Here is a 15,155-nt window from a genome sequence, read left to right on the forward strand (position 1 = left end):
GGAGGGAGTTTACCGACCAGTAGGAAACGGTCCAGTCCCCTGTGCCCCGAATTACGGCCGAGTCCCCCGCCGATGATTCCCGGGCTAGGCAAGCGACACGTCCGAATCCGCGAGGGTGTAGAACAGACCTCATGCGCGCGATCCAGGTGTCCGAACACGGCGGCCCCGAAGTACTCCGGTACGTCGAGGTGCCCGATCCGCAGATCGGCCCGGATCAGCTGCTCGTCGATATCCAGGCGACCGGCATCAACTTCATCGACACCTATATCCGCACCGGCCGCTACCCGCAGGACGTGCCGTACGTCCCCGGCTCCGAAGCCAGCGGGGTGGTCGCCGAGGTCGGCGCCGACGTCACCGAGTTCGCCGTGGGCGACCGGGTCGCGTGGGCCGCGGGCCCCGGCAGCTACGCCGAGCGCGTCGCGGTGAACGCGAGCGTCGCGGTCAAGGTCCCCGACGCGGTGGACCCGCCGGTCGCCGCGTCGGCGTTGCTGCAGGGCATGACCGCGCACTACCTGCTCGAATCGATCTACACGCCGCAGCAGGGCGAGGCCGTGCTCGTGCACGCCGGCGCGGGCGGTGTCGGCCTGATCCTCACCCAGCTGGCCGCGGCCCGCGGCGCGCGCGTGATCACCACGGTCTCCTCCGACGCCAAGGAGCAACTGTCGCGCGAGGCCGGCGCGGCCGAGGTGCTGCGCTACGACGACGACCTCGCCGATCAGGTGCGCGCGCTCACCGACGGCGTCGGCGTCGCCGCCGTGTACGACGGGGTCGGCGCGGCCACCTTCGAGGCCAGCCTCGCCTCGCTGCGCGTGCGCGGCATGCTCGCCCTCTTCGGCGCGGCCAGCGGACCGGTCCCCCCGTTCGATCTGCAGCGCCTCAACCCCGCGGGTTCCCTGTTCGTCACCCGTCCGAGCCTCGCCTTCTACACCCGCACCCGCGACGAATTGCTCTGGCGCGCAACGGATGTCTTCGACGCCATCGCCGCGGGGACCTTACGGATCCGCATCGGCGCGACCTACCCGCTCGCCGAGGCCGAACAGGCGCACCGAGACCTGGAGGCCCGCAAGACGACCGGCTCCATCGTCCTGCTGCCCTGACAATCTTCAGAAGTCCCGACCGGTGAGCCCGCGATAGATGAAGCGGGTCAGGCCCTCCACGGCCTGCTTGTCGGTCAGCTCGACGGTGCCCTCCTCGACGGACTGCACCAAACCCGTGGTGAGCAGGAACATCATCGCCAGGCTGGCGTCGGGCGTGCTCGGCAGCGTGAGCCCGCGCGGGCCGAAGGCATCGAGGTGGTCGGCGATGTCACGTCGCTGCCGAATCGCGAACTGCCCTGCCTGCCTGGCGAATTCGTCGTTGACGAGGGCCGCCTGCTGGATCGAGCGGAACACCGCCCAGTGCTGACGGGCCGCGATCCAGTACTGCTCGATGTGGAAGCGGATCGCCGCGGGGTCGGTGAAGTCCGGATTGTGGTCCGGCCCTTCGGCCGTCACGTCGCCCTGCTCCGCGACGTCGTTCAGCAGCGCCTGGAGTAGCTCCTCCTTGCTCGCGAAATGGTTGTAGAACGACCCGGCCGCGCGACCCGCCGCGGTCGTGATGTCGACGATCTTGGTGTTCAGGTAGCCGCGCTCCGCGAACAGCCGTAGGGCCGCTGCCTTCAGCGCGAGCTCGGTCTCGGCCGACTTCTCCTTGCGACTCATCGACACCGCACCCACCTCCTTGACAGGGAACGTACCAACTCACATACTGAACCGACATTCACTGAATAGTAATTCACCAAGGAGAAATCGTGCAGGAGCAGGTACTCGTCGCGGGTGCAGGACCGACCGGCTTGACCATCGGCCTCGAGCTGGCCCGCCGCGACATCCCGGTGCGTATCGTCGACCAGGCCGCGGAGTTCTTCGCGGGTTCGCGCGGCGACGGAATCCAGCCCCGCACCCTGGAGGTGTTCGACGATCTCGGGGTGCTCGACGCGGTGCTGGCGGCGGGCATACCGATGCCGATCATGCGGGTCCACCTCGGCGGCGAGTTCGTCGGCGAACACCGGATGGCGGAACTCGTCGAGCCGACACCCGCGTTCCCCCACCCCAATCCGTGGGTGCTCGGGCAGTCCGGGACCGAGGCGATTCTGCGCGAGCGGCTCGCGGAGTTCGGAGTGCACGTCGAACTGGACACGGCGCTAACGACTTTCGACCAGGACGCCACCGGGGTCACCGCGACGCTGACCCGCGACGGCGTCGAGGAGACCGTGCGCGTCGCCTACCTCGTCGGCGCCGACGGCGGCCGCAGCACGGTGCGCAAGGCGCTCGGCATCGCGTTCGAGGGCACGACCGACGAGTCGCTGCGCATGCTGCTCGGCGATGTCCGGGCCGACGCCCTCGACCACCAGTTCGGCTACTGGTTCGCCGGAGCCGAGCATCCGATGGAGGGAATCGCCATGTCCCCCTTGCCCGGTGGACGGCAGTTCCAGTTCGCGGCCCCGCTGACCGGCGACGCCGAGCCGACCCTCGAGGTGCTGCAGGAGTACGTGGATCGCTACTCCGGGCGCACCGACATCACACTGTCCGAGCTGACCTGGGTCACCGTCTGGCGGCCGAATGTGCGCCTGGCCGAACGGTTCCGGGTCGGACGCGTCTTCCTGGCCGGCGACGCCGCGCACGTGCACCCGCCGACCGGCGGGCAGGGCATGAACACCGGCATCCAGGACGCGTACAACCTCGGCTGGAAGCTGGCCGCCGCGGTACACGGCGACGAATCACAGTTGGACAGCTACGAATCCGAGCGCAGGCGAGTCGCCGCCCACGTGCTCGGCATCAGCTCCGGCCTGCTGAACAAACTCGTCGACGGCGACGAGGACGCGATGCGGCGCGGCCCGGAGACCCAGCAGCTCGATATCTCCTACCGAGACCCGGCCGACCGCGCCCCGCTCGCGCCCGGCGATCGCGCCCCCGACGCCCCGCTGAAAGACATGGCAGGCAACCCGATTCGCCTGTTCGACCTGTTCCGCGGCCCGCACGCGACAACGCTCTGCTTCGGCGAAACCGGCCAGCTCCCACCGGGATCCGATACGTACGCGGTCGTCCGGCCGGGCACCACCGCCGCCGGTCAGTACGTCGTCGACGTCGAGGGCCACGCGTTCACCGCCTACCACGCGACCGACGGAACCCGGGTGGTGGTCCGCCCCGACGGATACCTTGCCGAACGGAGCTGAACAGGGTTTTCGTCGCCCGGAGGTTACGCGCTCGGTCGGTGGCCGGGGCCGTGTCCGGAATCCGGGGTTCGGGGTGGAGATGACGGTGGCCGAGGACGCGGTCGGTCCGTGCGCAGGGCGGAGCATCGTGAGGGGGCATCGTTGAAGTCGGGTAACGGGTCGATGCCGATCAGGTCAGGGCAGTGGCCGGGGTGGTGACGGGTTGTCAGACTCGATAGCGGTTGATCTTGGAAACGGATGGATTCACCAGCCTCGCACAAGGAGACCGACTATGACGCACATGTACACCACGGACACCACGAGGATGACGGCCACGAGTTCCTTCGGGAGTCCCCCGACGGTCAAGCCCGACGGCGGCCAGTTCAACGACGTGATGGTCATGCCAAGGACTCCTGGGTCCGCCCGCATGAATGGCCTTCCCGATTCGGAGCAGCTGTTGACTGCGGCGTATGCGGCGGACCTGCTTCAGGCGATGAATCGCTTCGGCAGCGAGAACCAACTCCCCATCAAGGACCCCGCCAAGGACTTCCCGACGGTCACCGTGGAGGTCGGGCACTACATAGACGTGGATGCACCGCCCAGAATGAAAACGAACGCCAGCGGGCAGGTCGTGTCTGTCAGCGAACCCGAGGGCAAACTGAAGATCGACCTTCAGGTCAGCGCGCCCAGCTGGAAGAAGGACATGATCGACAAGGCCATCGACCAATGGCGCAGCGACAGCTACCTGTGCGGGATCCTCGACCGCGATGCTCTCGTCACGGTGTCCGCCACCTGACCGGTAGTGGGTGCATGCCCGTTGCGGCTCTGGTGTCCGGGGCGTGCATCACTACCGATGCACGCCCAGGCACCGCACCGATCAGCCGCCCAGATCTCCGTACACTCACGCACGCCGATCACTGGCGAAGATCAGCACCGATCAGTCCGCAGCGGAACGAAACTCACAACTGGAAGGCCGGCCGCGCGGTCAACAACGCGCGCCCGACCGCACGCCCGCGACACGACGTAGGGCCTCCCCACGACCGGCGAAAGGCGCGGAGAGGCGGATCAGAACAGGCTGCCGATGGTGTCCCAGCCGAGCACGGAGTCGACCGCCAGGCCGCAGAACACCACGGCCAGATAGTTGTTCGACTGCAGGAACAGTCGCAGCGGCTTCACCGACTCGCCACGCCGCACGCCCGCGTACAGCTGGTGCGCCATAAGCAGGAACCACGCTCCGGCCACCAGCGCCACGGCCGCGTAGACCACGCCGGTCGCGGGCACCAACGCCAAGGTGGTGAGCACGGTGAGCCAGGTGTAGACGACGATCTGCTTGGTCACCGCCTGCTCGGTCGCCACCACGGGCAGCATCGGCACGCCCGCCGCGCGGTAGTCCTCCTTGTAGCGCATGGCCAGCGCCCAGGTGTGCGGCGGCGTCCAGAAGAAGATCACGCCGAACAACGCGATGGCGGGCCAGCCGATGCCGCCGGTCGCGGCGGACCAGCCGACCAGGGCGGGCATGCAGCCCGCCGCGCCGCCCCACACCACGTTCTGCGAGGTGCGGCGCTTGAGGCCGAGGGTGTAGACGAAGACGTAGAACAGGATCGTCGCGACGACGAGCACGCCGCTGAGCAGGTTGGCCTGCCACCACAGCCAGCCGAACGAGGCGAGGCCGAGCACGACGCCGAACACGAAGGCATGCGAGGTCGGCACCGCCTCCCTGGCCAGCGGGCGCTTGGCGGTCCGCTTCATCACCTTGTCGATATCGGCGTCCGCGACGCAGTTCAGGGTGTTCGCGCTGGCCGCGCCCATCCAGCCGCCGAAGAGGGTGACCAGGATGAGCCGCAGGTCGATGTGCCCACGGTCGGCGAGCAGCATCGTCGGGATGGTCGCGACGAGCAGCAGCTCGATGACCCGCGGTTTGGTGAGCGCGATGTAGGCGAGCACCCGCCGGGTCAGTCGGGACGGCAGGCCGGGACCGGTGAACCGGTCGGCCAGCGCCGTCGGAGAGGAGCCGTGCGCGCCATTGCCACCCGGCTGTTGCCCAATCCGCACTGTTTCTCCTCGCACGCTGTGCATCGCATCCGGCATGGACCAAGCAGCGCGCTGCGGCCCCGCTGAGCTGGATGCGCGAGAGCTGGACCTTCGCCCGCCTCGGCGCCCCTCGGCCGGTGCGGCGCGGCTACTACTACAGAGGATGGTAGACCCCGTCGAGCCCGGTTCTCACATAGCCCCACTCAACAAGACGGCGAATGTGACCCACCTGACCGAGCGCCGCACGGCCGAACAGGCCCGCACGCCCTCGTGTTTCGGCCGCCGCGCACGGGGCAAATAACACAGGGTTCCCCGCATGGCGCTGGATGTGCACATCTAGGGTGGGTGGGTACACACCCGGTATGCACGCGCCGCTGCCGTGCGTTCATCGCCGCCCGTAAATGCCGCCGTCGACGAAACCAATGTCAGGAGAACCTCGGTCGTGTCAGTCACAGACGACATCCGCGCCCTCACTCAGCCGAATCACCCGGACGACTGGACGGATCTGGACACCAAGGCCGTCGACACGATCCGGCTGCTGGCCGCGGACGCGGTCCAGAACGCCGGAAACGGACACCCGGGCACCGCGATGAGCTTGGCGCCGCTGGCCTACACCCTCTACCAGCGCACCATGCGCATCGACCCGAGCGATCCGAGCTGGGTCGGCCGGGACCGCTTCGTGCTGTCCTGCGGACACTCCAGCATCACCCAGTACATCCAGCTCTACCTGGCCGGTTTCGGCCTCGAGCTGGACGATTTGAAGAACCTGCGCAAGTGGGGCTCGCTCACCCCCGGCCACCCCGAGTTCCGGCACACCGACGGCGTCGAGATCACCACCGGCCCGCTCGGCCAGGGTCTGGCCTCCGCGGTCGGCATGGCAATGGCCGCCCGCCGCGAGCGCGGCCTGTTCGACCCGAACGCCGCGGCGGGCGAGAGCCCGTTCGACCACTTCATCTACGTGATCGCCTCCGACGGCGACATGGAGGAGGGCGTCACCTCCGAGGCGTCCTCGCTCGCGGGCACCCAGCAGCTGGGCAACCTGGTGCTGATCTACGACGACAACAAGATCTCCATCGAGGACGACACCACCATCGCCTTCGACGAGGACGTGGCCGAGCGCTACGAGGCCTACGGCTGGCACGTGCAGGTGGTCGAGGGCGGCGAGGACGTCGTCGCCATCGAGTCGGCACTGGCCGCCGCGCGGGCCGAGACCGGCAAACCGTCGATCATCGTGCTGCGCACCATCATCGGCTACCCGGCGCCCAACAAGATGAACACCGGCGCCGCGCACGGCGCCGCCCTCGGCGCGGACGAGGTGGCCGCCACCAAGAAGATCCTCGGCTTCGACCCCGAGCAGAGCTTCCAGGTCGACGACGCGGTCATCGAGCACACCCGCAAGGCCGTCGAGCGCGGCAAGCGCGCGCACGCCGCCTGGCAGGAGAAGTTCGACGCGTGGGCCCAGGCCAACCCGGACAACAAGGCGCTCTTCGACCGCCTGGCCAAGCGCGACCTGCCCGAGGGCTGGGCCGATCGGCTGCCGACCTACGAGCCCGACCCGAAGGGCGTCGCGACCCGCAAGGCGTCCGGCAAGGTGCTCGCCGCGCTGGCCCCCGTGCTGCCGGAGCTGTGGGGCGGCTCGGCCGACCTCGCCGAGTCGAACAACACCACCATGTCGGGCGAGCCCAGCTTCGGCCCGGAGTCGATCTCCACCGGCATGTGGAAGGCCAACCCGTACGGCCGCACCCTGCACTTCGGCGTGCGCGAGCATGCGATGGGCGCGATCCTCAACGGCATCGCGCTGCACGGCCCGACCCGCCCGTACGGCGGCACCTTCCTGGTGTTCAGCGACTACATGCGCCCCGCGGTGCGCCTGGCCGCGCTGATGCGCGTGCCCGCCATCTACGTGTGGACGCACGACTCCATCGGCCTCGGCGAGGACGGCCCGACGCACCAGCCGATCGAGCACCTCGCCGCGCTGCGTGCCATCCCCGGCCTCAATGTCGTGCGCCCCGGCGACGCCAACGAGACCACCTACGCGTGGCGGACCATCCTCGAGCGCGACAGCAGCGAGCACACCTCGCACTTCTCCGTCTCCGAAATGCCGCACCAGGACGGGCCTTCCGCGCTCGCGCTGACCCGCCAGGACCTGCCGATCCAGGAGGGCACCAGCTACGAGGGCGTCAAGCGGGGCGGCTACATCCTCGCCGAATCATCCACCGACACTCCGCAGGTGATCATCATCGCTACGGGCTCGGAGCTCCAGCTCGCCGTCGGCGCGCGGACTAGCCTGGAGGAGCGCGGCATCGGAACCCGGGTGGTGTCGATGCCGTGCGTGGAGTGGTTCGACGCGCAGGACCAGGCGTACCGCAACGAGGTGCTTCCGTCGACGGTCACCGCGCGCGTGGTGGTCGAGGCCGGTATCGCGATGCCGTGGCACCGGTTCGCCGGCGACGCGGGCGAGATCGTCTCGATCGAGCACTTCGGCGCGTCGGCCGACTACAAGACCCTGTTCCGCGAGTTCGGAATCACCACCGAGGCCGTGGTCGCCGCCGCGCTCACGACGTTCGAGAACAGCGGCGCAGTCGAAAACGTGAAGGGATAAGCGCTCATGACACAGAACGCGAATACCGCCGCCCTCTCGGCGGCCGGAGTGTCGGTATGGCTCGACGACCTGTCCAGGGACCGGATCCAGTCCGGCAACCTGGCGCAGCTGATCGAGACCCGCAGCGTCGTCGGGGTGACCACCAACCCGACGATCTTCCAGGGCGCGCTGAGCAAGGGCCACGCCTACGACGGACAGCTCAAAGAGCTTGCCGCCCAGGGCGCGGACGCCGACGCCGCCATCCGTACCATCACCACCGACGACGTGCGCGCCGCCTGTGACGTCTTCGCCGACGCCTTCGAGGCGTCCAACGGCGTCGACGGCCGCGTCTCCATCGAGGTCGACCCCCGCTTCGCCTTCGACGCGGACAAGACCGTGGCGCAGGCGATCGACCTGTGGAAGACCGTCGACCGGCCGAACCTGTTCATCAAGATCCCGGCCACCGAGGCGGGCCTGCCCGCGATCACCAAGGTGATCGCCGAGGGCATCAGCGTGAACGTGACGTTGATCTTCTCGGTCCAGCGCTACCGCGCGGTGATGGGCGCGTACCTCGACGGCCTGCGCAAGGCCAGGACCGCGGGCCACGATCTCGGCAAGATCCATTCCGTCGCTTCGTTCTTCGTGTCCAGGGTGGACACCGAGATCGACAAGCGGCTCGAGGCGCTCGGCACCGAGGACGCGCTCGCGCTGCGCGGCCAGGCCGGAATCGCCAACGCGCGCTTGGCCTATGCCGAATACCAGGACGTGTTCGACGGCGGCGCGCACACCTCCACCTTCGACAACCTCGGCGCCTCGGGCGCGAATCGCCAACGGCCGCTGTGGGCTTCGACCGGCGTGAAGAACCCGGAGTACTCCGACGTCATGTACGTGACGGAGCTGGTCGCGCCGAACACGGTGAACACGTTGCCGGAGAAGACCCTCGAGGCCGTCGCCGATCACGCCGAGATCCGCGGCGACACCGTCAGCGGCACCGCCGCGGCGGCGCAGGAGGTCTTCGACAAGCTCGTCGCCGTGGGCGTCGACCTCGACGACGTGTTCGAGGTGCTCGAGCGCGAAGGCGTGGACAAGTTCGAAAAGTCGTGGGCTGAACTGATTTCCGCGACCACCGAGGAACTGTCCGCGGCAGCCGGGAGCAACTGACGGCGATGGCCGGATCAAAGAACCCGACCTGGCGTAACCCGCTGCGCGATGAGCGGGACAAGCGCGTCCCGCGCATCGCGGGGCCGTGCAGCATGGTGATCTTCGGAGTCACCGGCGACCTGTCCCGGAAGAAACTGATGCCGGCCATCTACGACCTCGCGAACCGGGGGCTGCTGCCCCCGGGTTTCGCGCTGGTCGGTTTCGCCCGGCGGGACTACGCGGATGAGGATTTCGCGAAGGTCGTGCTCGACTCGGTGAAGACGCACGCGCGCACGCCCTTCCGCCAGGAGGTCTGGGACCACCTGGCCGAGGGAATCCGTTTCGTGCAGGGCAGTTTCGACGACGACGCGGCCTTCGCCAGCCTCGCCGACACCCTCGCGACGCTGGACAAGGACCGGGGCACCGGCGGCAATCACGCGTTCTACCTGTCGATTCCGCCGAACATGTTCCCCGTGGTGCTCAACCAGCTCTCCGAGCACGGGCTCGCGCAGCCGAACAACACCGACTCCGCGGGTCGCAAGCCGTGGCGGCGGGTGGTGATCGAGAAGCCGTTCGGGCACGACCTGGAGAGCGCTCAGGAGCTCAACGCGCTGGTCAACGGGGTGTTCCCCGAGGAGACGGTCTTCCGCATCGACCACTACCTCGGCAAGGAGACGGTGCAGAACATCCTGGCGCTGCGCTTCGCCAACCAGCTCTACGATCCGATCTGGAACGCCAACTACGTCGACCATGTGCAGATCACCATGGCCGAGGACATCGGATTGGGCGGGCGCGCAGGCTATTACGACGGCATCGGCGCGGCCCGCGACGTCATCCAGAACCACCTGCTCCAGTTGCTCGCGCTCACCGCGATGGAGGAGCCGATCAGCTTCCAGCCCAAGCAATTACAGGCGGAGAAGATCAAGGTGCTCTCGGCGACCAAACTCGTCGAGCCGCTGGACGAGACCACCGCGCGCGGTCAGTACGCGGAGGGCTGGCAGGGCGGCGAGCACGTGGTCGGCCTGCTCGACGAGGAGGGTTTCGACCCGGTGTCGCGCACGGAGACCTACGCCGCGATCACCCTCGAGGTGGACACGCGCCGGTGGGCGGGGGTGCCGTTCTACCTGCGCACCGGAAAGCGGTTGGGCCGCAGGGTCACCGAGATCGCGATCATGTTCAAGCGGGCGCCGCACCTGCCCTTCGATCAGACGATGACCGAGGATCTCGGCCAGAACGCGCTGGTTATCCGGGTACAGCCGGACGAGGGCATCACCACCCGATTCGGGTCGAAGGTGCCGGGGTCCAGCATGGAGGTGCGCGACGTCAACATGGACTTCAGCTACGGCGAGGCGTTCACCGAGTCCTCCCCCGAGGCCTACGAGCGCCTGATCCTCGACGTGCTGCTCGGGGTGCCCTCGCTGTTCCCGGTGAACGCGGAGGTCGAATTGTCCTGGGGCATCCTGGATCCCGTGCTCGAGCACTGGGCCGAGCAGGGTCGGCCCGAATCCTACGAGGCGGGCACCTGGGGTCCGGCCTCGGCCGACGAGATGCTCGCCCGCACCGGGCGCGAATGGCGGCGACCGTGATCATCGACATTCCGAACACCACGACCGGCGAGGTCACCAAGCGCATCGTGCAGCTGCGCGAAAGCAACGGCGTGATCACCATGATGCGCGTGCTCACGCTGGTGGTGTGCACGCTGGACAGCTCCGAGGCCGAGGACGCGATCGACGCCGCCAACGACGCCAGCCGCGAACACCCTTGCCGGGTGGTCGTATTGGCGCGCGGCGACCGCGACGCCGAGACCAGGCTGGACGCGCAGATCCGGGTGGGCGGCGACGCGGGCGCGGCCGAGGTGATCGTGCTGCGGCTGCAGGGCGAGCTGATCAATCACGAGAGCAGCGTGGTCATCCCGTTCCTGCTGCCGGACACCCCCGTGGTCGCCTGGTGGCCGCGCGGCGCGCCGGAGTTCCCGTCCAAGGATTCGGTGGGGCGCTTGGCGACTCGCCGCATCACCGATGCCACCTACGCCGCCGACCCGCAGGCCACGATCAAGAAACGGCTGAATTCCTACGCGAGCGGCGACACCGATCTGGCGTGGAGCCGGATCACCTACTGGCGGGCGCTGCTCGCCGCCGCACTGGACGAACCGCCGTACGAGCCGGTCGAGTCGGTGCTGGTGTCCGGGCTGCGCGACGAGCCCGCACTGGACACCCTGGCCGGCTGGCTCGCCATCCGCCTCGACTGCCCCGTGGTCCGGCGCTCAGGGGCGCTGCGCGTCGAGCTGCACCGGCCGTCGGTGTCGGTCACCATCGAGCGGCCGCAGAACGGGCGCACCGCGACGCTCACCCGCACCGGCGATCCGGACCAGCGAATCGCGTTGGCGCGCAGGGAGACCCGCGACTGCCTCGCCGAGGAGCTGCGTAGGCTGGACGCCGACGAGATCTACGCCGAGGCTCTCGCCGGAATCGAGAAGGTGACCTATGAGTGAATCCGCTAGCGACACAGTCGAAGTCCACGTCGATACCGAGTCGCTGGTGGCCTCGGCCGCCGCGCGCTTCGTCGAGGTCGTCGTCGCCGCGCAGGCCGAGCGCGGGTCCGCCTCGGTCGTGCTGACCGGCGGCGGCACCGGCATCGGACTGCTCGAACTGGTGCGCAAGTCGCCCGGCGACATCGATTGGTCCGCCATCGACTTCTTTTGGGGCGATGAGCGTTTCGTGCCTGCGGGCGATCCGGAGCGCAACGATTTGCAGGCGCGTCAGGCTTTGCTCGACCACGTTCCGGTCGATCCGGCACGGGTGCACCCGGTGGCCACCTCCGACGGCGAGTACCCCGACCCGGTCGAGGCCGCCGCCGAGTACTCCGCCGCCGTGCACGCCCACCTCGCCGAGCACGGCGCCTTCGACCTGCACCTGCTCGGCATGGGCGGTGAGGGACACGTGAACTCGCTGTTCCCGCACACCGACGCGGTCCGCGAGGAGCACGAACTCGTTGTCGCCGTGACGAACTCGCCCAAACCGCCCCCGGTCCGCGTCACCCTCACCATCCCCGCCATCCGCCGCGCGCGTCACGTGGTCCTGGTCGTAGGCGGCGCGGCCAAGGCCGACGCCGTAGCCGCGGCCATCTCCGGCGCGGACCCCGTCGACATCCCCGCCGCAGGCGCGGTAGGCCTCGAATCCACCACCTGGCTGCTGGATCAAGACGCCGCGTCGAGCCTGCAACTGCCGGACTGAGTGCTTTTCTCGCCACCGTGCGTGGGCCGTATACCCGATTCGGTGAGCGAATGGGCGCTGCACCTTGCCGGTCGTCAGACCTCAGGTGCTGGCGGTCCGTGCCGATCAACACGCCGCCGCGGACATCTCGGTCGGCCAAGCGCAGTTCGGCGGCCTTGGCATGGGCGGTGGAATGCCGAGGCCCGGTCGGGGTGGGTGAGGATTGAAATCCGGTTTGGTGCCGGTTTGGCCGGAACTTCTTCGGCTGAGTTGGATATGACGCGCAGAAAGATCGGGTTTGCCGTTAGGGTGGGGCGGTGAGCGAGCGGGTTGCGTCTCCCGGTGGGAGTCCGGGCAAGATTCTCGATGATCAGTTCCGTGCGGCGGTCGGGGCGCTGACGCCGGCACCGGATCGAACGGACGAAATCGCGCCCGGCGTCACCGGCGCGACGCTGCTGGAGTTGTTCGAGGCGCAGGCGACGAGTAGGCACCTGGATCTGGCGGCGCGGCAGTTGGGGGCGAGCAAGCGCGGGTATTACAGCATCGGCTCATCGGGGCATGAGGGCAACGCGGCGCTCGGGCTCGCGCTGCGGGTGAACGATCCGGCGTTGCTGCACTACCGATCCGGGGCGTTCTTCGTGCAGCGCGCCCGGCGGGTGGCGGGTCTCGACCCGATCCGTGATGTGCTGCTCGGCGTCGTCGCGGCGGCCGCGGACCCCATATCCGGTGGGCGGCATAAGGTTTTCGGCAGCAAGGCCGCCGCCGTCATTCCGCAGACCTCGACCATCGCCTCACACCTCCCCCGCGCGGTCGGGCTCGCCTTCGCGATCGATCGAGCCGCGCGACTGGGGGTTTCGAGTGAGTGGCCCTCGGATGCGGTGGTGCTGTGCAGTTTCGGGGACGCCTCGGCCAACCACTCCACGGCGGCAGGCGCGATCAACGCGGCGATACACACTGCGCGCCAGGGTGTTCCGCTGCCGATCCTGTTCCTGTGCGAGGACAACGGCATCGGAATCAGCGTGCCGACCCCAGCGGACTGGATCCAGCAGGCGTACGGCTCGCGCACCGGGCTGGAGTACTTCTGTGCCGACGGCTGCGATCCGCTCGACGCGCTTACCACCTCGATCGCGGCCGCAGCCTGGGTTCGCGAGCACCGCAAGCCCGCCTTCCTGCATCTGCGCACGGTGCGGTTGATGGGGCACGCCGGCTCCGACGTCGAGGCCGCCTACCGCAGGCCCGCCGACATCGCCGCCGACCTCCTCCGCGATCCGGTCACCGCCACGGCCCGACTGCTCGTCGCCACCGGCACCGCCACCCCCGCCGAAATCCTCGCCCGCTACGACGACATCGCCCGCCGCGTCGACGCCACGGCCGAAACCGTCTGGCAGGAACCCAAATTGACTTCGGCCGCCGCAGTAGTCGCCCCACTCGCCGCCACCAACCCGGCGCTCGTGCGGGCGGACGTGCTTCGAGCGGGACCTTCCGAGGCCGACCATGGCGCGGCGGAGCCGATGACCCTCGGTCAGGCGATCAACCGCACCTTGGCCGATCTGCTGGCCCGCGACAAGGACGTCCTCGTCTTCGGTGAGGACGTCGGCCGCAAGGGCGGCGTCTACGGCGTAACCAAGGGCCTGCAAAAGCAATTCGGAAAGCGCCGCGTCTTCGACACTCTGCTGGATGAGCAAAGCGTGCTCGGTACGGCATTGGGGACCGCACTGGCGGGTTTCGTACCGATCCCTGAAATCCAGTATCTCGCTTACGTTCACAACGCCGCCGACCAATTGCGCGGCGAGGCAGCCACTTTGGCGTTCTTCTCCGAGGGACGTTACCGCAACCCGATGGTGGTCCGCATCGCGGGCTACGCCTACCAGAAGGGTTTCGGCGGCCACTTCCACAACGATAACTCGATAGCCGCCCTGCGCGACATCCCCGGCGTCGTCGTCACGTCCCCGTCGCGCGCCGACGACGCCGCCGCCCTCCTGCGCACCTGCGTCTCCGCCGCCCGAGTAGACGGCCGCGTCTGCGTCTATCTGGAACCCATCGCGCTCTACCACACCCGCGACCTGTACGAGCCGGGCGACAACGCCTGGCTAGCAACGACTTCCGACATCGATCACGCCGAGATCGGCCGAGCCCGCGTCTACGGCGACGGCACCGACATCACCATTGTCACCTTCGCCAACGGCGTCCCTATGAGCCTGCGCGTCGCCCGCCGCCTGTCCGAGCGCGGCATCCGCCCCCGCGTCCTCGACCTACGCTGGCTCTCCCCCCTCCCCCTCCAAGACCTCCTCCACCACGCCCGCGCCACCGGCCGCGTCCTCATCGCCGACGAAACCCGCCACAGCGGCGGCGTCTCCGAGTCGATCTGCGCCGCCCTCATCGACGCAGGCTTCGACGGCTACATCGCCAGAGTCACCAGCGAAGACAGCTTCGTCCCCCTAGGCCCCGCCGCCGACACCGTCCTCCTCGACGAGACCAAAATAGAGACCGCCGCCGGAAAGCTGCTGGCGCAGTAAGAATCATGTCCGGCACCGACGTTCCCGAAGAACACCGGCGCTACTGGCGATACCGCCGGGAGCTGGCCGCCGTGAGCGCCGAAGCGGAAACCGAACTGGTCACCACCGTCCTGCACGACGAAGACACCGTGATGGCAGTAGCGGCGATAGTTGAATACTTCGACCGCCGTGCGGCGCAACTGATCCCGGGGAACAACGCCCACTTCGATCGCTGGGCGAGCACCATGTCCGAGCTGGCCGCCGGCCACGACTTCCTGATCCGCCGCCTACGGGAATGGACCCTGCTGCAGTCGATCACGTTGGGCCACAAGTGGTCCCCGGCCGAGATACTCACCGCCACCGACTGGTTCCAGCGCAAGGCCGCGGCCACCGCGACGGCCCCCGACGTCCTCGCCTTGCTGGCAGAGCAGGGCAGAACACGACGGGTCCGCAACGCCACAGAACTACGCCGCCGGAACCGGGGCGCGAATCCACAACCCTCGTAA

Annotated in this window: 12 protein-coding genes; 10 read left to right on the forward strand and 2 right to left on the reverse strand. The window is 68.6% G+C overall.

Features of this window, described 5'->3' with window-relative positions; all coding sequences use genetic code 11:
• Positions 1-131: 131 nt before the first annotated feature.
• Complete coding sequence (locus ON39_RS19230) at positions 132-1,097, forward strand: quinone oxidoreductase family protein (protein ID WP_040736263.1); 966 nt, start codon at positions 132-134, stop codon at positions 1,095-1,097.
• A 6-nt stretch (positions 1,098-1,103) separates the two neighbouring features.
• Here the strand turns inward: ON39_RS19230 and ON39_RS19235 are convergent, their stop codons facing one another.
• Positions 1,104-1,700, reverse strand: coding sequence for a TetR/AcrR family transcriptional regulator (locus ON39_RS19235; protein ID WP_040736306.1), 597 nt, complete (start codon positions 1,698-1,700; stop codon positions 1,104-1,106).
• Positions 1,701-1,789: 89 nt separating this feature from the next.
• Here ON39_RS19235 and ON39_RS19240 point away from each other — a divergent pair, with 89 nt between their 5' ends.
• Positions 1,790-3,211 carry an FAD-dependent monooxygenase gene (locus ON39_RS19240; protein WP_040736266.1) on the forward strand — a complete coding sequence of 474 codons (1,422 nt, stop codon included), beginning with the start codon at positions 1,790-1,792 and terminating at the stop codon, positions 3,209-3,211.
• Positions 3,212-3,482: 271 nt separating this feature from the next.
• The gene (locus ON39_RS19245) at positions 3,483-3,986 is read left to right on the forward strand and encodes an OsmC family protein (protein ID WP_040736267.1); all 504 of its coding nucleotides are present in this window, start codon (positions 3,483-3,485) and stop codon (positions 3,984-3,986) included.
• A gap of 269 nt (positions 3,987-4,255) precedes the next feature.
• Here the strand turns inward: ON39_RS19245 and ON39_RS19250 are convergent, their stop codons facing one another.
• Positions 4,256-5,242 (reverse strand): heme o synthase, encoded by a 987-nt coding sequence (locus ON39_RS19250; protein WP_040736268.1) that lies wholly within the window; start codon positions 5,240-5,242, stop codon positions 4,256-4,258.
• A gap of 421 nt (positions 5,243-5,663) precedes the next feature.
• On the opposite strand from ON39_RS19250, the gene tkt reads away from it, so the two are divergent.
• The 7 genes from tkt (at position 5,664) to ON39_RS19285 (ending at position 15,155) form a co-directional block, all read left to right on the forward strand.
• On the forward strand, positions 5,664-7,823 hold the full coding sequence (tkt, locus tag ON39_RS19255; protein WP_040736269.1) for a transketolase: 2,160 nt from the start codon (positions 5,664-5,666) through the stop codon (positions 7,821-7,823).
• Positions 7,824-7,829: 6 nt separating this feature from the next.
• Positions 7,830-8,963 carry a transaldolase gene (tal, locus tag ON39_RS19260; RefSeq protein ID WP_040736270.1) on the forward strand — a complete coding sequence of 378 codons (1,134 nt, stop codon included), beginning with the start codon at positions 7,830-7,832 and terminating at the stop codon, positions 8,961-8,963.
• Between the two features lie 5 nt (positions 8,964-8,968).
• Positions 8,969-10,528, forward strand: a complete 1,560-nt coding sequence (gene zwf, locus ON39_RS19265; protein ID WP_040736271.1) for a glucose-6-phosphate dehydrogenase — start codon at positions 8,969-8,971, stop codon at positions 10,526-10,528.
• Positions 10,525-11,433, forward strand: coding sequence for a glucose-6-phosphate dehydrogenase assembly protein OpcA (opcA, locus tag ON39_RS19270; protein ID WP_174412543.1), 909 nt, complete (start codon positions 10,525-10,527; stop codon positions 11,431-11,433). The genes zwf and opcA overlap by 4 nt, the downstream gene beginning before the upstream one ends.
• Entirely contained in the window at positions 11,426-12,175 is a 750-nt protein-coding gene (gene pgl, locus ON39_RS19275; RefSeq protein ID WP_040736273.1) for a 6-phosphogluconolactonase, read from the forward strand. Before opcA ends, pgl begins: the two co-directional genes overlap by 8 nt.
• Before the next feature lie 296 nt (positions 12,176-12,471).
• Complete coding sequence (locus tag ON39_RS19280; RefSeq protein ID WP_051186806.1) at positions 12,472-14,670, forward strand: thiamine pyrophosphate-dependent enzyme; 2,199 nt, start codon at positions 12,472-12,474, stop codon at positions 14,668-14,670.
• A 5-nt stretch (positions 14,671-14,675) separates the two neighbouring features.
• A complete protein-coding gene (locus ON39_RS19285; RefSeq protein WP_040736274.1) occupies positions 14,676-15,155 on the forward strand; it encodes a hypothetical protein in 480 nt (159 codons plus the stop codon).

Origin of the sequence: Nocardia tenerifensis NBRC 101015 (assembly GCF_000308715.1) — a bacterium.
In the GTDB taxonomy this organism is placed as follows: domain Bacteria; phylum Actinomycetota; class Actinomycetes; order Mycobacteriales; family Mycobacteriaceae; genus Nocardia; species Nocardia tenerifensis.

Excerpts from the sequence above, each read along its gene's own strand:
- ON39_RS19235 (WP_040736306.1), bottom strand. The coding sequence starts at position 1,700 with ATGAGTCGCAAGGAGAAGTCGGCCGAGACCGAGCTCGCGCTGAAGGCA.
- ON39_RS19285 (WP_040736274.1), top strand. The coding sequence starts at position 14,676 with ATGTCCGGCACCGACGTTCCCGAAGAACACCGGCGCTACTGGCGATAC.
- ON39_RS19245 (WP_040736267.1), top strand. The coding sequence starts at position 3,483 with ATGACGCACATGTACACCACGGACACCACGAGGATGACGGCCACGAGT.
- zwf (WP_040736271.1), top strand. The coding sequence starts at position 8,969 with ATGGCCGGATCAAAGAACCCGACCTGGCGTAACCCGCTGCGCGATGAG.
- pgl (WP_040736273.1), top strand. The coding sequence starts at position 11,426 with ATGAGTGAATCCGCTAGCGACACAGTCGAAGTCCACGTCGATACCGAG.
- tal (WP_040736270.1), top strand. The coding sequence starts at position 7,830 with ATGACACAGAACGCGAATACCGCCGCCCTCTCGGCGGCCGGAGTGTCG.
- ON39_RS19230 (WP_040736263.1), top strand. The coding sequence starts at position 132 with ATGCGCGCGATCCAGGTGTCCGAACACGGCGGCCCCGAAGTACTCCGG.